Annotated in this window: 14 protein-coding genes; 4 read left to right on the forward strand and 10 right to left on the reverse strand. The window is 71.7% G+C overall.

Annotated elements, in window-relative coordinates:
• Positions 1-5 precede the first annotated feature (5 nt).
• The 3 genes from SPRI_RS24145 (at position 6) to SPRI_RS24155 (ending at position 2,321) form a co-directional block, all read left to right on the forward strand.
• Positions 6-236, forward strand: coding sequence for a hypothetical protein (locus tag SPRI_RS24145; RefSeq protein ID WP_037776811.1), 231 nt, complete (start codon positions 6-8; stop codon positions 234-236).
• Between the two features lie 194 nt (positions 237-430).
• Positions 431-1,405, forward strand: a complete 975-nt coding sequence (locus tag SPRI_RS24150) for a DMT family transporter (RefSeq protein WP_050791560.1) — start codon at positions 431-433, stop codon at positions 1,403-1,405.
• Between the two features lie 10 nt (positions 1,406-1,415).
• The gene (locus SPRI_RS24155) at positions 1,416-2,321 is read left to right on the forward strand and encodes a LysR family transcriptional regulator (protein ID WP_005317512.1); all 906 of its coding nucleotides are present in this window, start codon (positions 1,416-1,418) and stop codon (positions 2,319-2,321) included.
• A 43-nt stretch (positions 2,322-2,364) separates the two neighbouring features.
• Here the strand turns inward: SPRI_RS24155 and SPRI_RS24160 are convergent, their stop codons facing one another.
• The 9 genes from SPRI_RS24160 to SPRI_RS24200 all read right to left on the reverse strand — a co-directional run bounded on the left by SPRI_RS24160 (position 2,365) and on the right by SPRI_RS24200 (position 16,380).
• On the reverse strand, positions 2,365-3,462 hold the full coding sequence (locus SPRI_RS24160) for a selina-4(15),7(11)-diene synthase (protein WP_005317515.1): 1,098 nt from the start codon (positions 3,460-3,462) through the stop codon (positions 2,365-2,367).
• A 230-nt stretch (positions 3,463-3,692) separates the two neighbouring features.
• On the reverse strand, positions 3,693-4,313 hold the full coding sequence (locus tag SPRI_RS24165) for a GTP-binding protein (RefSeq protein WP_005317519.1): 621 nt from the start codon (positions 4,311-4,313) through the stop codon (positions 3,693-3,695).
• Positions 4,294-4,653 (reverse strand): DUF742 domain-containing protein, encoded by a 360-nt coding sequence (locus tag SPRI_RS24170; protein WP_005317522.1) that lies wholly within the window; start codon positions 4,651-4,653, stop codon positions 4,294-4,296. The genes SPRI_RS24165 and SPRI_RS24170 overlap by 20 nt, the downstream gene beginning before the upstream one ends.
• Positions 4,650-5,066 (reverse strand): roadblock/LC7 domain-containing protein, encoded by a 417-nt coding sequence (locus SPRI_RS24175; RefSeq protein ID WP_005317526.1) that lies wholly within the window; start codon positions 5,064-5,066, stop codon positions 4,650-4,652. The genes SPRI_RS24170 and SPRI_RS24175 overlap by 4 nt, the downstream gene beginning before the upstream one ends.
• A complete protein-coding gene (locus SPRI_RS24180; protein ID WP_182327946.1) occupies positions 5,063-6,562 on the reverse strand; it encodes a sensor histidine kinase in 1,500 nt (499 codons plus the stop codon). Before SPRI_RS24180 ends, SPRI_RS24175 begins: the two co-directional genes overlap by 4 nt.
• Before the next feature lie 407 nt (positions 6,563-6,969).
• Positions 6,970-9,546 carry an aminopeptidase N gene (gene pepN, locus SPRI_RS24185; protein WP_005317529.1) on the reverse strand — a complete coding sequence of 859 codons (2,577 nt, stop codon included), beginning with the start codon at positions 9,544-9,546 and terminating at the stop codon, positions 6,970-6,972.
• A 103-nt stretch (positions 9,547-9,649) separates the two neighbouring features.
• Positions 9,650-11,776, reverse strand: coding sequence for a TerD family protein (locus tag SPRI_RS39460; RefSeq protein WP_238996251.1), 2,127 nt, complete (start codon positions 11,774-11,776; stop codon positions 9,650-9,652).
• A gap of 77 nt (positions 11,777-11,853) precedes the next feature.
• Positions 11,854-12,882 (reverse strand): aspartate-semialdehyde dehydrogenase, encoded by a 1,029-nt coding sequence (locus tag SPRI_RS24195; protein ID WP_005317539.1) that lies wholly within the window; start codon positions 12,880-12,882, stop codon positions 11,854-11,856.
• Between the two features lie 168 nt (positions 12,883-13,050).
• Entirely contained in the window at positions 13,051-16,380 is a 3,330-nt protein-coding gene (locus SPRI_RS24200; RefSeq protein WP_037774639.1) for a S8 family serine peptidase, read from the reverse strand.
• A 197-nt stretch (positions 16,381-16,577) separates the two neighbouring features.
• On the opposite strand from SPRI_RS24200, the gene SPRI_RS24205 reads away from it, so the two are divergent.
• Entirely contained in the window at positions 16,578-17,045 is a 468-nt protein-coding gene (locus SPRI_RS24205) for an NUDIX hydrolase (protein WP_005317544.1), read from the forward strand.
• On the opposite strand, the gene SPRI_RS24210 is transcribed toward SPRI_RS24205, so the two are convergent.
• Positions 17,021-18,049: a PDDEXK family nuclease gene (locus tag SPRI_RS24210; RefSeq protein ID WP_053557307.1), complete on the reverse strand. Its 1,029-nt coding sequence runs from the start codon at positions 18,047-18,049 to the stop codon at positions 17,021-17,023. The genes SPRI_RS24205 and SPRI_RS24210 overlap by 25 nt on opposite strands.
• Positions 18,050-18,262: the final 213 nt, after the last annotated feature.

Consider the following 18,262-nt stretch of genomic DNA (forward strand, 5'->3'; position numbering starts at 1 on the left):
GCACCGTGGACAAGAAGAACGCCTTGCGCGCCGGCGCCGTAGCGGCCGGTACGACGCTGATGATGCTGCTCATGTCGTCCCCCGCGCTTGCGCTCACCCCGGACGACGGCGACGACCCGGGTCCGGGCCTGAGCGTGGCCGAGACCCTCGGCCTGTACGTGGTGGCGCCGCTCGCCCTCTTCGCGGTGATCGCCGGCCTGGTGATGGTGCTCGACAAGTCCAAGAAGCAGAGCTGACGCAGGACTGATCCCGGTCCGAAGGCGCCCGGTGTGCGACGCACCCGGGCGCCTTTGCCATGCCCGGACACCTTGCCATCGTTCAGATCTGCTTCAAAGAAGCGTCGAAAACTTTCGATGGACCTGATGTTTCCTCGCGTGTGACGGTTGATCCACATGCCGGCGAGGCCCGCTGAGGGCGGAGGAGACACAGGATGACCGTGACGCCAGAGGTCCGAACACGCGCCGAGGCCGAGAACCGTGAAGGGCCCTCGGCCGAGGGCCGGCGCGAGAGGGCGGGCCGGTGGGCGCGCGGTGCCATGGGGCCCGGACTGCTGCTCGCCGCCGTCGCGACCGTCGTCTGGTCGGGGAGCTTCGTCACCTCCCGCGCGCTGCACGACTCCGTCCCTCCGGTCCAGGCGGCGTTCTGGCGCTGGGTCGTCGCCATCGCCGCCGTCGCGCCGTTCGCCGCGCGGCAGACCTGGCGGCAGCGGGCACTCGTCCGCCGGCACCTCGGATTTCTGACCGTCGCCGCACTCCTCGGCGTCACCGTCTACAACACCCTCGTCAACCAGGCCGGGCTCACCACCTCAGCGGCGAACATGGGCATGATCATGGCCGCCTCGCCCGTCCTGATGGCCCTGTACGAGCGGCTCTCGGGCGCCCGGCTCGGAGCCCGCCGGATCATCGGGACGGTCGTCGCCTGCTGCGGTGTCCTGCTGCTGGTCGGTGACGGGTCACTGTCGTTCAGCTTCGCCCCCGGCGACCTGTGGATGTTCGCCGCGGCGCTCAGCTTCGCCACGTACAGCGCCCTGCTGCGCCGCCGTCCGGACGGTCTCGGGGGACCGGTGCTGCTGTTCACCACGTTCGTGCTCGGTGCGCTGATGCTGCTGCCGGCGCAGCTGGTCAGCCTCACCGTGCAGGGCGGCTTCGAGCCGTCGGCAGGCACCGTCGGTCCGCTCGTCTACGTCGGCGTCTTCTCCTCCGCCGTCGCGTTCTTCGCCTGGAACAGGGCGATCGCACTCATCGGGGCGGCCGGGGCGGGAGTCGTCTACTACCTGCAACCGGTGTGTGTGGCCCTCCTCTCCTACGCGCTGCTGGGCGAGAGGACGGGGAGCGCGCAGGTCGTGTGCATGGCGCTGATCCTCGGCGGGGTGGCCCTCGCCGCCGCGGGAAGGCCCGCCCGATAGCGTGCCCTCCGTGATCGAGTGGGACATCAAGAAGCTCCGGATCCTGCGTGCCCTCGGCGAGCACGGGACCGTGACGGCCACCGCCGAGGCGCTGCTGATGACCCCCTCGGCCGTGTCGCAACAGCTGTCGAACCTGGCCAGGCAGCTCGGTGTGCCGCTGCTGGAGGCGCAGGGGCGGCGGGTGCGGCTCACCGACGCGGCGCATCTGGTGCTGAGACACGCGGAGGCGGTGTTCGCGCAGCTGGAGCGGGCGGAGGCGGAGCTGGCCGACCATGTGCGGGGGGAGGTCGGGGTGGTGCGGGTCGGGGCGTTCTCGACGGCCGTGCCGGCCCTCGTCGTACCGGCCGTGCGGCGGCTGCGGACCACCCACCCGGGCCTCGACGTCCGGGTCAGGGAGGCGGAGGCGTCCGAGGCGTACGAGCTCCTCTCCTCCGGCCGGGTCGACCTGGCCCTGTCCCTCGCGGCGCACGCACCCACGGCGCGCGACCCGCGGTTCGCCCTGGTGCCGTTGCTCGCCGACCCGCTGGAGGTGGCGCTGCCGGCCGGTCATCCGCTGGCCCGGTCCGAGGACCTGCGGCTGGCGGACCTGTCGGGCGAGCCATGGATCTTCGGCGGCAGCGGCCCGTGGTCCGAGATCACGCTCGCGGCGTGCGACGCGGCGGGCTTCGTGCCCGAACAGGCGCACTCCGCGGCCGGCTGGCCGGCGATCCTGGCGATGGTGGAGGCGGGGATGGGTGTGGCGCTGGTGCCCCGGATGGCGGCCGGGCGGCGGGAGGGCGTGCTGACGCGCCCCCTCGGGGCGGACCGGCCCCGCCGCCATGTGCTGGCGGCGGTCCGGCGCGGCTCGGAGTCGGCGCCGGGAGTGGCCCGGGTGCTGGACGCCCTGCGGGAGGTGGCGGCGGAGCGGACGGCGTGACGCCGGTCCGCTCCCTGATCCGGCCCGATACGGGCAGCGGGCCCTAGGCGGAACGCTGGGCCGGCACCTGCCTGCGGACGGAGCGCGCGTCCTCGGCGAGGAGATCCCACCACCAGGAGACCGCGGGGATGTCCAGCGGCTCTGTACTGTCGTCGGTCGGGACGTCGGTGAACACCGACGGCATGTTCGCCGGGTCGTCCGGCGTCGTGTAGCGGACCGAGCTGATGCCCCAGTCCTGGGCGCCGCGGATGAAGCACCGCAGGCTGTGGAGGTACTGCCGCAGCTGGGGGCTGCCCTGTTCGGCGAGCTGTTCGCTCACGGTCGTGAACAGGCACATCACCCGGTCCCGCTGCGAGATCGCCGCGTCGAGCGCCTGAGCGGGGGTCAGACCGCGTTCCTGCTCGAGCACGCGCAGGGCGTTGAGGTAGTAGCCGGAACCCCTGCGCTCCTTGTGGTACGAGAAGATGTCGTTGTCCCAGGTGATGATGAACGACGCCATCTCGGCCACGGCCCGTACCGCGGTCCGGTCCCTCTCGTAGGGCTGGAGTTCGTAGCCGTGGCCCATCTCCAGCATCGGGAGGACCACAGAGGTCGCGCCGTCGTAGAGGCGCATCAGGGTGTAGTCGTTGAGGTCGGGGACCGTGCCCGCACGCCGGTGCGCGGCCTCCCACACGACGGAGAAGAAGTACTCACGCAGGGCGTCGACCCACCGGGCCGTCTGGCCGGCCGTGCCGAAGCGGTCCACCCGCATACGCAGGTCCCGCAGGCCCGCCGCCAGGGGATCGTCCTGCATCATCGGGGCCTCGGGGTTCTGCGCCACGCGTATCAGGCGGTGCAGGAGCCCGGCCAGATCGCCCGGCCGGTGGCCGAGCTCACCCTCTTCGCAGTGGCCGTCGTCGACGCCGAACAGCCAGAGGATGAAGTCCGCGAGCAGCGACACGACCTCTTCACGGCCCTCCGGGAGGATCCGTGCGGAGAACGTGCCGATGTCCTGGGTGACGAGTTTGCCGCGCAGTTCCTCGGATCCGATCCTGAACGTTTCCGCCCAGGCCGCTGTCTGGACGTCGATGTCGGCATGTTTCGGATGGATCGCCTGCCGGATCGGAGAGAAGAGCGGCGGAACGGTCAGCTCGGGCTCCACTGCGGCCTGCCTCTCGATGCGGGGGTGCAGTGCGTCAACTTCGATGGAAAACGCGCAACTTGCACCCCACAATGATCAACTACGACGCATCGTACTCAGCCAGAGTGGCCGATCCAACAGGACGATGTCCATACAAACCGGCCACTCGAGAACTTTTGGTGGCCGGAACGGAACAGCGACTTCCGCCGTCCGCCCGGCCAGGTGTGATCAGTCCGCCCGTCAGGGTGTGATCAGGACGCCTCCTGCGTCATGGCAAGGGTCTGGAGGTAGCGCATCAGCGTCATCAGCACGTCCCGGCTGGAGCTGCGCATGCGCGCGTCGCACAGCACTATCGGCACGGCGTCCGGCAGGTCCAGCGCGGAACGCAGCTCGTCGAGGGAGTGATCCGGCGCGTCCGGGAAGGAGTTGACGGCGACCACGAACGGCACGCCGCGTTCCTCGAGCCGGCCGATGACGTCGAAGCTGACCTCGAGCCGGCGGGTGTCGACGAGCACGACGGCGCCCAGCGCACCCTCGAACAGGCCGCGCCACAGGAACCAGAAGCGCTCCTGGCCGGGGGTGCCGAACAGGTACAGCACCAGTTCCTCGTTGATGCTGATCCGGCCGAAGTCCATCGCGACGGTCGTGGAGGTCTTGCGCTCCACGCCCTGGGTGTCGTCGACGCCGACGCCGGCCTGCGTCATCGTCTCCTCGGTCGTCAGCGGCCTGATCTCGCTCACCGAGCCGACCAGGGTCGTCTTGCCGACGCCGAAACCACCCACGATGACCACCTTGACGGCGGCCGTGGCCGTCTCCGGCAGCACGTCCTCGCTCCGCGGCCCGAGGGCCTGCTCAGAGCTTTTGAAGTCCATCGATCACTGCCTCAATCAAAGCGCGGTCGGGGAGACGGGCGGCCCGGACGGGTGCGCGTGCCAGCACCTTGTCCTCGGCCAGAAGATCGCTGAGCAGCACGGTCACCACGCTCACCGGGAGGCCCAGATAGGCGGAGATCTCGGCCACCGAGAGCGGTGCGTGGCAGAGCCGGATGATCGCTGCGTGCTCCGGCTGCATGCCGGGTTTGGGACCCGACCTGGCCACGATCAGGGTGACCAGGTCGAGTGCGGTGGGCGCGGACGAACCGCTGCGGCCGCCCGTGATGACGTAGAGCCGCTCGGGACTGGTCTCTTCCCAGTCCCCGCCCGCGTCGCTCACGCGGTCTGTCCTTCATGCCGCGGCGGCGTGCTCAGGTGCTCTCCGATCCGCAGCACGAGATCCCGCATCCGGTGGCCCATCAGCCCGGCGTCGACGCCTTCGTCGGCCAGCACCGCGAGATACGCTCCTGAGCCGGCCGCCATCAGGTAGAAGAAACCGCCGTCCATCTCGATGACGACCAGACGCATCTGCCCGTCGCCGTGCGGCAGTTCGGACGCGACGGCGGCCGCCAGACTCTGCAGTCCCGCGCAGGCGGCTGCCAGCCGGTCGGCGGTGTCGGTGTCCGCGCCGTACTGGGCCATGCGCAGACCGTCGGCGGACAGGACGACGACGTTGCGCGTCTGCGGGACGCCCTCCGCCAGGTCCTTGAGCATCCAGTCCATGTTGGTCTGGTTGGACTGCCGCTGAATCATGGCTGCTTGTTCCCCTTGCTTGGCTGGGTGGTGTCACCGGACAGACCGCTCTGGAACGCGGCCAGCCACATGCCGGGCTGCACCGCGGGTGCGGACTCCGTCTCCGATGCGGCAGAGGGCGCACCGTCGGTGGGCGCTGTCGTGCCGGCGGACTCGCGGGGCCCGGCCGGCGCGGCCGGCGCGGGCACGGTCGCGCGTGCCTTGCGGCGGCGCTGGGGCAGACCGGTGGGGGTCCGCTCTGTCACCACCGGCAGGTCGTCCTCCGGCGGGGCGGCCGACACCGCGGCCGTCGGCCCGCCGGCCGGCCTGGGCAGCCGTGCCCGGGTCTCCGACCCGGCCGGGCGCGGGCCGGAAGAGGCGCCGATGCCGTGCGCGAGGCCGGTCGCGGACGAGGCGGTGGTGATGAGGTCCTGCGGTACGACGAGGACGGCGCGGACACCGCCGTACGCGGACGAGCGCAGCGAGACCTGGAAGCCGTACGCCTGGGAGAGCCGGCCGACGACCGCGAGGCCGAGGCGGGGCGTCTCGCCGAGGTCGTTGACATCGATGCCCTGCTGCGCCTGGCGCAGCATGCGCTCGGCGCGCAGCCGGGCCTCCTCGCTCATGCTGACGCCGCCGTCCTCGATCTCCACGGCGATGCCGGACTGCACGTCCACCGCGGTCAGATGGACCTTGGTGTGCGGCGGCGAGTAGCGGGTGGCGTTGTCGAGGAGCTCGGACAGCGCGTGGATCAGCGGCTCGACGGCGGTGCCGACGACGGCGACCTCGGAGACCGAGTGCAGTTCGACGCGCTGGTAGTCGATGATCCGCGACATCGCGCCACGCATGACGCTGTACAGCGGTACGGCCCTGCTCCACTGGCGGCCGGGGCGGGCGCCGCCGAGCACGGCGATGGAGTCGGCGAGGCGGCCGATCAGGGCCGTGCCGTGGTCGATGCGCAGGAGGTCGCCGAAGACGCTGGGGGTCTGACCGTGCCGGTCCTCCATCTCCCGCAGTTCCTGCGCCTGCTGGTGGACGATCGCCTGCACGCGGCGGGCGATGTTGACGAAGGCGCGCTGCGCGGACTCGCGGAGGTCCTCCTCGGCGCTGACGGCGCCGACGACCGAGCGGAGCACCGCCTGGTGCTCGGCCGACGCGTCGAGCGAGGCCAGCACGTCCTCGGGAAACTCGCCCTTGCGGAGCCGTTCCACCACCTCGGGCAGCAGCTCACCGGCGAGCCGGGTGGTCTCCGCGGCCTGTCGCGCGAGGGCGGCGTCCTGCGCCGCGACCGTGTGCCGCAGCTGGGCCACGAGTCTGCCGCGCCGCATCACCTCCGCGCAGGCGGCGGCGACCGCGACGACCGCGACGACGCAGATCACGACCACGGGGGTGCGGGCCGAAGCGGAGACCAGGGACACGGCCGCGATCGCGGCCGCAACGGTCGCGGCTACGGGCAGCTGCCAGACAAGACTGGCCGGGGGCCGCGGACTTCCGGTCGACGTTCCCTGTCGAACCATCAGCATCCTCAGAATCGAACGTGGAAGATCATATGACGACGGGCGGGAGCATATCCCGCTTGCACTAGATCGTTTGACGGTGGGTCACTCGACTGTCGGGATGTATACGGACCAAATGGCAAACGGGCGCGCCGAGTTCACTCGAAAATGTTTGAACGTTGTGTGTTGTTGCCATCGTTGGCGGGCACTCTGACCGTCCCCGCGCGGCTTCGCTCCCGTCCGGCCGTCGGCGGGGTTGTGCGGGGATGTGCGCGCGCCGCCCCCGTGCTTCGAGCTCCGGCGCGAAGCCGGGCGCGCTCGGGGCGCCCGCGCTGCCCGGAGCGGGCGGGGACCAGCCACCCGGCGTCCGGATACGCCGAGGGCGCCCCGGGACGACCGTGGGTGGTCCCGGGGCGCCCTCGGGGCGGTCAGTCGGTGGTCGCCGCCGCGTCCGCCGCCTGGGCCTTCAGCGCGCGCTCGACGCCAGAGCGGGACTCGGAGACCAGCCGGCGCAGCGCCGCGTTCGGCTCGGCCGAGGAGAGCCACTCGTCCGTCGCGTCCAGCGTCTCCTGGGAGACGAGCAGCGACGGGTAGAGGCCGATCGCGACCTGCTGCGCCATCTCGTGGCTGCGCGACTCCCACACGTCCTTGACCGCCGCGAAGTACTTCTCCGCGTACGGCGCGAGCAGTTCGCGCTGGTCGGTCTGGACGAAGCCGGAGATCACCGCCTCCTGCACGGCGTTGGGCAGCTTGTCGGACTCGACGACCGAGGCCCAGGCCTCCGCCTTCGCCTCCGGCGTCGGCCGTGCCGCCCGCGCGGTCGCCGCGTGGCGCTCACCGGCGGCGGTCTTGTCCCGCTCGTACTCGCCCGCGATGTCGTCCTCGTCGAAGACGCCGGTCGCGGCCAGCCGCTCCACGAACGCCCAGCGCAGCTCGGTGTCGACGGCCAGGCCCTCGATCGTCTCCGTGCCGTCGAGCAGGGCCTGGAGCAGGTCCAGCTGCTGCGGGGTGCGCGCGGTCGCGGCGAACGCCCGCGCCCACGCCAGCTGGTGGTCGCTGCCCGGCGCCGCCGCCCGCAGGTGCGCGAGCGTGGCGTCCGTCCAGCGGGTCAGGCCGGTCTCGCGCCAGGCGGGCGCCGCGTACAGGTCGACGGCGAGCTTGACCTGGCGGTGCAGGGACTGGACCACGCCGATGTCGGACTCCTTGCCGATCCCGGACAGGACCAGCGAGAGGTAGTCGCGGGCGGCCAGTTCGCCGTCGCGGGTCATGTCCCAGGCGGAGGCCCAGCACAGCGCGCGCGGCAGGGACTCCGTGAAGTCGCCCAGGTGCTCCGTGACGTTGCGCAGGGACTCCTCGTCGAGGCGGACCTTCGCGTACGACAGGTCGTCGTCGTTGAGCAGGACGACGGCCGGGCGGGCCTGCCCCACCAGCGCCGGGACCTCGGTCAGCCCGCCGTCGACGTCGAGCTCGACGCGCTCGCGGCGCACCAGCTTGCCGGCGTCGTCCAGGTCGTACAGGCCGATCGCGATGCGGTGCGGGCGCAGCGTCGGCTCGCCCTTCGCGCCGGCCGGCAGCGCGGGGGCCTCCTGCCGCACGGCGAAGGAGGTGATGACACCGGAGTCGTCCGTGGCGATCTCGGGGCGCAGGACGTTGATACCGGCCGTCTCCAGCCACGCCTTCGACCAGGTCTTCAGGTCGCGGCCGCTGGTCTCCTCCAGCGCGCTCAGCAGGTCCGACAGGCGCGTGTTCCCGAACGCGTGCGCCTTGAAGTACGCCTGCACGCCCTGGAAGAACTCGTCCATGCCGACATAGGCGACCAGCTGCTTGAGAACCGACGCGCCCTTTGCGTACGTGATGCCGTCGAAGTTCACGAGGACGTCATCGAGGTCGCGGATCTCGGCCATGATCGGATGGGTCGACGGGAGCTGGTCCTGCCGGTAGGCCCACGTCTTCATGGAATTGGCGAACGTGGTCCACGAGTGCGGCCACTTCGAGCCCGGCGCGTAGGCCTGGCAGGCGATCGAGGTGTAGGTGGCGAACGACTCGTTCAGCCACAGGTCGTTCCACCACTCCATGGTGACGAGGTCGCCGAACCACATGTGGGCGAGCTCGTGCAGGATGGTCTCCGCCCGGACCTCGTACGCCGCGTCCGTCACCTTCGAGCGGAAGACGTACTGGTCGCGGATGGTGACGGCGCCCGCGTTCTCCATCGCTCCCGCGTTGAACTCCGGCACGAACAGCTGGTCGTACTTGGCGAACGGGTAGGCGTAGTCGAACTTCTCCTGGAACCAGTCGAAGCCCTGCCGCGTGACGTCGAAGATCGCGTCCGCGTCCAGGTACTCCGCCAGCGACGGGCGGCAGTAGATGCCGAGCGGCACCGACTGTCCGTCCTTCTCGTACGAGCTGTGCACAGCGTGGTAAGGACCGACGATCAGCGCCGTGACGTAGGTGGAGATGCGCGGCGTCGGCTCGAAGCGCCACACGTCGTCCTGGGGCTCCGGGGTCGGGGAGTTCGAGATCACCGTCCAGCCCGCGGGCGCCTTCACGGTGACCCGGAACGTCGCCTTGAGGTCCGGCTGCTCGAAGCTCGCGAACACGCGCCGCGCGTCCGGCACCTCGAACTGCGTGTACAGGTAGGCCTGATCGTCCACCGGGTCCACGAACCGGTGGAGGCCCTCGCCGGTGTTGGTGTACGAGCAGTCGGCGACGACCTTCAGCTCGTTGTCGCCCTCGCGCAGGTGCTTCAGCGCGATCCGCGAGTCGCGGAAGACCGCGGCCACGTCCAGCGACTTGCCGTTCAGCACCACGTCGTGCACGGCCGGTGCGACCAGGTCGATGAACGTCTCCGCGTTCGCCTCCGCGGACGCGAAACGCACGACGGTCTCGGACCGGTAGGTCCCGCCCTCCTGCGCCCCGGAGAGATCGAGGTCGATCTCGTACGAGTCAACGGTGAGCAGACGCGCTCGCTGCTGCGCCTCTTCACGGGTCAGGTTTGTGCCAGGCACCCGGTCATCTCCTCGGTATGCGATGTTTGCGCTCATCCTTCCACGCGCCGGCCGCCCTTCGCCCGGCGGAATCGGCCCGGTGGCGACGCCGCCGCGCGCGGTGTCAGCCGCCGACGGTGATCCGCCAGCGGCCCAAGCCGCGCACCTGGACAGGGCCCGGCTGGATCTCGTGCCGGCCGGGGCCGGCGGCGATCCTCCGGTCCGGCGCGAAGTGCTTGTCCAGCAGCCACAGTTCGACGGGGCCATCCTCGCCGCACTCGACGCGGGCCTCGCCCGGCCGGCCGGTGTAGTGGACGACCTCGTACCCGTGGCCCTCGACCGACTCGGCGAAACGCCGCGGCCCGTCCGCCTCCGTCAGCCCCAGCGTCCACCCCATGCCCCCGCAGCGGACGGTGACGTACGCGGGCACGCCCGGCTCGCCCGGGACCGGGCCGCGCGCGGGACGGCTGCCGGCCGCCTCCAGCACCGGCGCGGGGGCGATGGCGTCGGCGGCCCCCGCCTCGACGCGGTAGTACGGGGCGCGCCCCGCGCTGCCCGTCAGGGTGACGACGGACGCTCCGCCCCGGTGCACCAGCACGTCCGTGCCCTTGCCGCGGACGCCTTCCACCAGTGGCCGGGCCGACTCCGGCGGCAGCAGCCGCAGGGCCCAGCGCGCCACGGACCGGATACGCACGCGGGTCGCGGCCCGGCCGTCGGTGAACAGCAGCACCCGGCCGCGCATGCCGTCCCGGTGCGCGAACAGCAGCGCGCGCTCCTGCCCGTACTCGTCGGTCTCCGTCGCCTCGTAGAAGCGCGAGGTCGGGCCCTCGGCCAGGTGGTACTCGAGGATCACCGGCGAGCCCGGCAGCGGGTTCACGATCTCCACCGGGGCGCCGGCCCGGCGGCCGCTGCCGTACTCGGCGAGCACGGGCGGACCGGAGGCCGCGTTCAGCGACCAGAAGGCGCGGCCGCGGACCTGGAGCAGCGCGGGGCCGGGCAGGCGTACGACCCCTGTCGCGGTGCCGCCGGCGGCCTCGGGCGCGGGGGCGGGCCGGGGCGTCATCGGGTCCTCGCCGGGGAAGACGGCACCGAGGCCGAACGCGGCGTCGGCTCCGTCGGTGGCGTCGACGCGGTAGTGAAGGTCGTCGGCGGGGCCGTCGTAGCGCAGCACGTCGAAGTCGTGGCCGTGGGCGTGGCCCGTGAACGGCTCGGCGTGCGAGACGGGCACCAGCTTCACCGTCCACCAGCGGCTCGCCCGTATGCCGAGGCGCAGCGGCCGGTCCTCGGGCACCTGCACGAGGAACCGTGCCCTGATCCGGTTCCGGTCGCCGCGCCACAGCTCCTCGCCCCGGTCACCGCTCGCGCCGAGCAGCTTGACCTGCACCCGCCCGGCGTCGTCCTCGAGCTCCACCTGCAGCAGCGCGGGCCCCGCCGGCACGGTCCGGGGTACGGCGAAGGTCTTGTGCGCGTTGCCTTTGCGGACGAAGGGCACGAAGTCGGGACCGAAGCCCGCACCGTCCCGAGTTACGCCCGCGCCGTCCACGGCCGGCGCGGGTCCACCCGTGTGTGCGCCGGCCGAGGACGGGGAGGCCACCTGGGCCGCTCCGGCGGGGCCGTGGGCCGGGGCCGCCGGCCGGGTCGCGGGCGCGGCCGGCGCGGGGCGTGGAGGGGACACGGCCGGGCCGTGGGCGGCGGGGGCGCTGTCAGGGGACGGGTCCGTGTCCGCGACCTCGACGCCGAAGTCCGTCGCGAGGCCGTGCAGGCCCGTCGTCCAGCCCTGGCCCACCGCACGGAACTTCCACCCGCCCCGGTGCCGGTAGAACTCGCCCAGCACGAAAGCCGTCTCCGTCGTCGCGTCGTCGACGCCGAAGTACGCGACCGGCGCCCCCGTCATCGTCGTCACCCGGATGTCCAGGCCCGGCACCCGGCCGAACGGTCCGCCGTCCGCCGACGCCGCGACGACCACCCGATCGACCCCCGGCTCGATCCCCGCCAGGTCCAGCCACAGCCAGTCCGCCACCAGCGGTCCGCCGTCGTCCGGGGCTCTGCCCAGGTGGCGTGCCGCGCCGCTCGGGTGGTGCGGCTGGTTGCCGAAGACGAGGTCGGCGTCACCCCGCACCCTGCCGTCCGCGGCGACGAGCAGCGCGGAGACGTCCACGACGGGAGCGCCGGGGGCCTTTGCCCGGCACACGGCGATCTGGAGCGGCTCGACCGGCGCGGGCACGTTGGCGCCCTTGACCATGCGTGTCATGCCGGGCAGCTTGCCATGTCACGCACAAGGGGGCGATCACCTTCCGGTGATCGCCCCCGAGGCGCTGATCGGGTGTGTCAGCCGCGCAGCTCGTCCGCGACCAGCTCCGCGATCTGCACCGCGTTCAGTGCGGCGCCCTTGCGCAGGTTGTCGTTGGACACGAAGAGCGACAGGCCGTTCTCGACGGTCTCGTCCACGCGGATACGGCCGACGTACGAGGCGTCCTTGCCCGCAGCCTGGAGCGGGGTGGGGATCTCGGAGAGCTCCACGCCCGGGGCGTCCTTCAGCAGCTCGTAGGCGCGCTCGACACCGAGCTCGTCCGCGAAGCGGGCGTTGACCTGGAGCGAGTGGCCGGAGAAGACCGGGACGCGCACGCAGGTGCCGGACACCTTGAGCTCGGGGATCTCGAGGATCTTGCGGGACTCGTTGCGGAGCTTCTGCTCCTCGTCGGTCTCGTGGGAGCCGTCGTCCACGAGGTTGCCCGCCAGCGGGATCACGTTGAAGGCGATGGTGCGCTTGTAGACGCCGGGCTCGGGGAAGGCGACCGCCTCACCGTCGTGGGTGAGCTCCTTGGCGCGGTCCGCGACCGCTCTGACCTGGTCGTCCAGCTCGGCGACGCCCGCGAGGCCGGAGCCGGAGACCGCCTGGTAGGTGGTGGCGACCAGCGAGATCAGCCCCGCCTCCTGGTGCAGCGGCTTGAGGACCGGCATCGCGGCCATCGTGGTGCAGTTCGGGTTGGCGATGATCCCCTTGGGGCGGTTCTTGACCGCGTGCGGGTTGACCTCGGAGACGACGAGCGGGACCTCGGGGTCACGGCGCCAGGCGGAGGAGTTGTCGATCACGACGACGCCCTGCGCCGCGACCTTCTCCGCGAGCGCGCGGGAGGTGGCACCGCCGGCGGAGAACAGCGCGATGTCCAGGCCCGTGAAGTCGGCGGTGGAGGCGTCCTCGACCGTGATCCGACGGCCCTCCCACTCGATCGTGGAGCCCGCGGACCGGGCCGAGGCGAACAGCCGCAGCTCGTCGACCGGGAACTTCCGCTCGGCAAGGATGTTGCGCATGACCGTGCCGACCTGCCCGGTGGCTCCGACGATTCCGACCTTCACGGGGACTCCTCCGTACGTACTTGCGGCCCTGATGCCGTTCCATGATGCGTATGTCCGGGTCCGCCTTGTCCAATCGATTGTCCGAGTGGCGGGACGTGTGACAAGGAACATGCAGGCGGGGCGGGCGCCCGAAGGGTGCCCGCCCCGCCTTCCTACTGCCTTCTACGGCTACTCGATGACCTTGCCGATCACCACGCTGCCGGCGCCGGCGACCGTGCCGCGCTTGTTCAGCAGCTGCACCTCACCGAAGAACTGACGTCCTTCGGGAGCCGCTCCGCCGACCACGACCTCGGCGCTGACCTGCGCCGACGCGCCGTTCGCGAGCTGGACCGACGACGTGGCGTCGACCTTCAGCGAGCCGAGCGACGGGGAGAAGAACACATCGCGGTAGTCGTACTCGGTGGTCCCGGCCGGGACCGAGTAACCGTCGACCACGATCGTGTACGTGCCGGCGGCCGGCTTCAGCAGGCTCACCGCCTCCTCGGAGTCGCCGTCCGCGGCCTGTCCGACCACGACGCCGTCCTTGAGGACCAGCAGGTCCAGGTCCGCGCCGTTGTCGGCGGGTGAGCCGATCGCCACGTCGAGGCGCTCCACGCCCTCGCCGATGGTGACCGTGGACTCCTGGGACTCACCGTGCGCGATGGACGGACGGGCGACCTTCGCCGAGCCCAGGGATCCGCCGGCCAGCGTGCCGTCGATGGCGGCGAAGCCGTTGGTGACGTTCCACTCGACGGGCGTCGGCGTGCCGATCTTCGCCTCGGGGAGCGTCTTGACCGCCGGGTCGAAGCCGGCGCCGAGCACCGTCACGTCCAGCTCGAACGGGTTGTCCAGCAGCGGCGACGTGCGGCGCGACTCGACCTCGATCTCCCAGACGCCCGGCATCGGCTCCGGGTAGGAGCGCACGTCGGGACGGCAGGTGTTGGCCGGGTTCTCGTAGTTCGGGTAGCAGTTGACCGTCGAGCTGTCGTCGACCGGCAGACCGTACGGGTGGATGCCGATGAACCGGGTCTGGCTGCCCTCGTCGAGCCCGCCGAGCGCGACCTCGAGGTTCCTGGCGCCCTCGGGGACGGTGATGAAGTACGACTTGTGGCTGTTGCGCTGGACCGATTCCGCCTTGGAGACGGTGTACCCGGGCTTCGCGAGATCGTCGGCGACGACCACGGTGGCCAGGATCTGCTTGTCCACGCCCACGGTGCTCCGGTCGTCGGCCTCGAGCACGGCGCTGTGCACGCCGGCCGCCTTGGGCCGCGCCTGGACGGTGACGGTGACCGGCTGGTTCAGCGGGAGACGGACCTCGGACCCGCCGAGGAGGCGGAAGGTGCCGTCGTTGTTCTTCCAGCGCAGGGTGTGCGCGACGGCCTTCTTCGGGCCGGTCGTGCGGGTGACGGTGACGTCGTAGGTCCGGCTCTTGCCGGCCTTCAGGCCGCCCTCACGGTCGTAGAGACCGGTGCCGAAGCCCGGGGTCTTCAGCGCGAAGTCGATCGCGGTGTCGACCGGGGCCTTGACCGTGTACTCGTGGGCGCCCACGCCGCGCTTGATCTGCTCCCAGGCGCCGACGACATTGATCAGACCCGCGCCCTGCTCGTGCGCCTGCACACCCTTGATGCGGGTGGCGGTGCTGGTCAGAGCGGTACGCAGCTTCGCCGGGGTGAGCTCGATGTCCCGCTGCTTCGCGGCGGAGAGCAGCAGCGCGGCCGCGCCTGCGGCCTGCGGCGAGGACATCGAGGTGCCCTGCATCATCGAGTAGCCGGGCGGCAGCGCGTAGCCGGCCTCCTTGACCGGGCCGCCGGGCGACCAGGTCTGGGTGGTGTTGACGGCCGCGCCGGGCGCGGTCAGCGTCGGCGTGAAGCCGCCGTCCTCACGCGGTCCGCGCGAGGAGAAGGGCAGCATCGCGTACTTCTTCTCGACGCCGGAGCCGTAGTTGGACGCCCAGGTCTCCTTGGAGATGGACGCGCCCACGGAGATCACCTTGTCGGCGACGGCCGGGTCGCCGAGCGTGTTGGTGCCCGGTCCCTCGTTGCCCGCGGAGATCACCAGCTGGACGCCGTAGGTGTCTATGAGCCGGTTGTAGAGCGCGGCGCGCGCGTTGTTGCCGTCGTTCAGCGGGGGCAGACCGCCGATGGACATGTTGACGATGTCCACGCCGCGGTTGATGACCAGGTCGGCCATGCCCTCGGTGAGCGCGATGTTGGTGCAGCCGCCGCTCCAGGTGCAGGCGCGCGAGGAGACGATCTTCGCGCCGGGCGCGGCACCGTCCATCCGGCCGCCGAAGAGGCCGTTGGCGGCGGTGATACCCGCGACGTGCGTGCCGTGCGAGCCCTCGATGACACCGATGTTGACGTAGTCGGCGGTCGCGCCCGCGCTGTTGTAGACGACGTCGGGGCGGACCTCGATGACGAACGGGATGCGCTCGGCGATCGCGGTCTTCGGGTCGTCCTTGCCGAAGTAGCCGACCTGGAAGCCGTTCTTGTACGGCTTCATCAGGGTGTCGTTGGTGAAGTCGGCGTCGTTGTTCAGGTCGACGCGCGCGGTCCGGGTGCCCTCGTCGTAGAGGACCGCCCAGACGTCGGTGGTGTCGCCGTCACGGTTGAGGTCGCCCGCCATGTCGCCGCCCTTGGTGGCGGCCTCGGCGAACAGGTTGAAGCGGTGCGCGCCGGCCGGGGCGGAGTAGGTGCGCCCGTTGACTGCGAAGGTGGGGCCGGTGACGGCCGTGTTCATCCGCAGCCAGGTGCGGTCGCCGTCGGCCACCGGGTCCGTCGCCGTGACCCAGTCGACGATCTTGCGCTCGCCGGTGGTGGTCTTCTGGAGCGCCGGGTGGGCGACGTCGACACCGGAGTCGAGGATTCCGATGGTCACTCCGCGGCCGTCGGCCTTGGGGTGCTCCTTGACGAAGTCGACCGCGCCGGTCTCGAAGGACGGGTTGTACGGGTTCTTCGCCGGGGTCGACGCGTCGGGCGCCGGGTACTGCTGGACCTGCGCGTCGGCGGTGCCCGCGGCCTTCGCGGTGTCCGCAGCCGGGGTCGGGTCGTCCAGCTCGATCTCGTGCTTGAGGTCGATGCCGTGCACGCTGGACAGCTTGGCCGCCGACTTGAGGGCGGCCTCCGCCCGGTCCGTGGGCAGCGTGGCGCGCACGTAGCCGAGCTTGTCGAAGGTCCGGCCGACGGTGGCGCCCTCGACGGCGTCCAGCTGGCCGGCGACCTGCTCGGTCGCGCCGGGGGCGGTGGCCACCATGACGGTGACGGTCTTCTCGCCCTTGGCCTCTGCCTCCGCCAGCAGCTCGGCGTCGGCCGAGCCGATCTTGTCGGAGGACGACTTGGCGGCCTTGACTTCCTTGGTGCCGGCCGGGTCGTCGGCGGGCGCTGTGGCGACGGCCGGAGCGACGCCGGCAGCGACGAGCGCGGCCACCATCGAGGCGGCGGCCGCGACGCGTGCCACGCGTCTGTGACCTGGCGTCGAGCGTCCCGTGGTGGAGCTCTCGGGTTCGGGGGTCATCAGCATCCCTGTTTGTGAAAGAGAGGGTCCGGAATACGGTGCCGGATGACCGCTCAGCCTTGCGTAAATGACAGGGGTTTGTGGAGAGTTGATCGAGATGGGATGTGCACATGGCGTAAACCCGCCAACACGCACCCTGCGCCATCCGGAACGAAAGGGTGCTTATCGGCCTCGGTGAGCTGACGCGCCGGTAATCTCACCGGATGAACAAGGAGTTGAGGGTCGCGGCGTACGCCGTCTGCATACGGGACGCACAGGTCCTGCTGGCCCGCTGGGTCGCGCGCGACGGCACGAAGAAGTGGACGCTGCCGGGCGGCGGCATGGACCACGGCGAGGACCCCCTCGACACCGTCGTCCGTGAGGTCGAGGAGGAGACCGGCTACCTCGCGGAGATGACCGCGCTTCTCGGCCTCGACTCGGTACGCCGTCGCTACCCGCGCAAGCTGGGCGCCTTCGCGGACTTCCAGGGCCTGCGGATCGTGTACGAGGGCCGGATCACCGGCGGCGAACTGCGCAACGAGACCGGCGGGTCGACGGACCTCGCCGCCTGGCACCCGCTGGAGGCGGTGCCGGCGCTCCACCGCGTCGAACTCGTCGACGTGGGCCTGGAGCTGTGGCACTCCAGGCCGGTTCTCGGCAGGGTCGCTCAGCGGGGCAGCACCACCACGTAGGCGGCGGGCTCGCGGTCCGCCGCGGCCATCAGCGCCGTGCGCACCACCGTCGCCTGCTGCTCGGGCGACTCGCGGAGCTTGCGCGGCGTCAGGTGCACGACGGTGATGCCGAGGCGCTCCAGATGCTCCCGCTTGCGGGCGTACCGGGACCACTGGGCGTCCTCGTCGTGGCGCGGGGCGCGCGTGTCCAGCTCCACGGCCACGGCCTGCTCCGGCCAGTACGCGTCGACCCGGCCGAGACGGGGCCCGCCGGGGAGGCGGAGGTCCACGTTCCACAGGGGGTCCGGCAGGCCGCCGTCGCGGACGAGTCCGTACAGTCTGCCCTCCGCCAGCGCTCGGCCCTCCGCGAGCAGTTCGTCCACCGCGCTCACGACGTGCGGGCGGTCCAGCAGTCGTGCGTCGGTCAGCTCCCTCACCAGCGCGGCCGGCTCGCAGTGCCCGCCCCGCACGGCCTCCGTCAGCAGCCGGCCGATCAGCCCCGCGTCGTCGAGCTGCGCCACCGCGTCGGCGAGGGCGCGGGACGCGGGGGCGACGGGCACGCCGCCAACCTCCTCCGCCGTGGGCATCGAGTGCCCCCGCACCAGCCGGGCGAACCCGGCCGACCGCAACCGCCGCGTCCGCGGCACGAGCACGTCGATGTGCTCGACCGACGCCGGCGGCGGAGCGGCCGGGAAGCCGTGCAGCGCGAGCGCGGCGAGCCCGGTGACCATCGCTTCGCCGTACGGCGCCGAGTCCTGCCGCTGGGCCGGCAGCACGGGCCGGCCGGCGTAGAGCAGCGCGGCGTGCAGCCGCTCCTCGCCGGTGGGCGGTCCCGGATGCAGGAGGTACACCCCCGGCAGCAGCAACTGCCAGCCCCCGCCGGGCCGGCACTGCTCGGCGACCCGCGAGGGCGTGAAGCCGTGCGTACGCAACTGCGCCCCGGACACGACCCGCCGGAGCACGTCGCCGTCGGGCCGGCTGAGGGGGGAGGGGAGGGGAGAGAGGGGAGCGTTCGGCTGGTTCATGCCGATGAGATGCCCGCATCGCCGGACCGGGCTAACCGCTGTTACAAGCTCGTCGACAATTCAGGACAACCGTGTCCTAAAGTACGCACGTTCGAGTGCCGATGTGGGAGGCCGGTGCTGTGCCCGGCCCGCACGCCGTTGTCGGTGCGGCTCGGCCCCGTACCGGGCCCCGCCCGTACCGGCCTGGTCGGCACGGGCGGGGCCCGGTCCAGT

The organism is Streptomyces pristinaespiralis (assembly GCF_001278075.1).
GTDB classification, from domain to species: domain Bacteria; phylum Actinomycetota; class Actinomycetes; order Streptomycetales; family Streptomycetaceae; genus Streptomyces; species Streptomyces pristinaespiralis.

What these genes read in the sequence shown, in the direction of transcription:
- SPRI_RS24165 (WP_005317519.1), bottom strand. Translation starts at nt 4,313, where the DNA reads ATGGACTTCAAAAGCTCTGAGCAGGCCCTCGGGCCGCGGAGCGAGGAC.
- SPRI_RS24150 (WP_050791560.1), top strand. Translation starts at nt 431, where the DNA reads ATGACCGTGACGCCAGAGGTCCGAACACGCGCCGAGGCCGAGAACCGT.
- SPRI_RS24180 (WP_182327946.1), bottom strand. Translation starts at nt 6,562, where the DNA reads ATGGTTCGACAGGGAACGTCGACCGGAAGTCCGCGGCCCCCGGCCAGT.
- SPRI_RS39460 (WP_238996251.1), bottom strand. Translation starts at nt 11,776, where the DNA reads ATGACACGCATGGTCAAGGGCGCCAACGTGCCCGCGCCGGTCGAGCCG.
- SPRI_RS24175 (WP_005317526.1), bottom strand. Translation starts at nt 5,066, where the DNA reads ATGATTCAGCGGCAGTCCAACCAGACCAACATGGACTGGATGCTCAAG.
- SPRI_RS24210 (WP_053557307.1), bottom strand. Translation starts at nt 18,049, where the DNA reads ATGAACCAGCCGAACGCTCCCCTCTCTCCCCTCCCCTCCCCCCTCAGC.
- SPRI_RS24200 (WP_037774639.1), bottom strand. Translation starts at nt 16,380, where the DNA reads ATGCTGATGACCCCCGAACCCGAGAGCTCCACCACGGGACGCTCGACG.
- SPRI_RS24205 (WP_005317544.1), top strand. Translation starts at nt 16,578, where the DNA reads ATGAACAAGGAGTTGAGGGTCGCGGCGTACGCCGTCTGCATACGGGAC.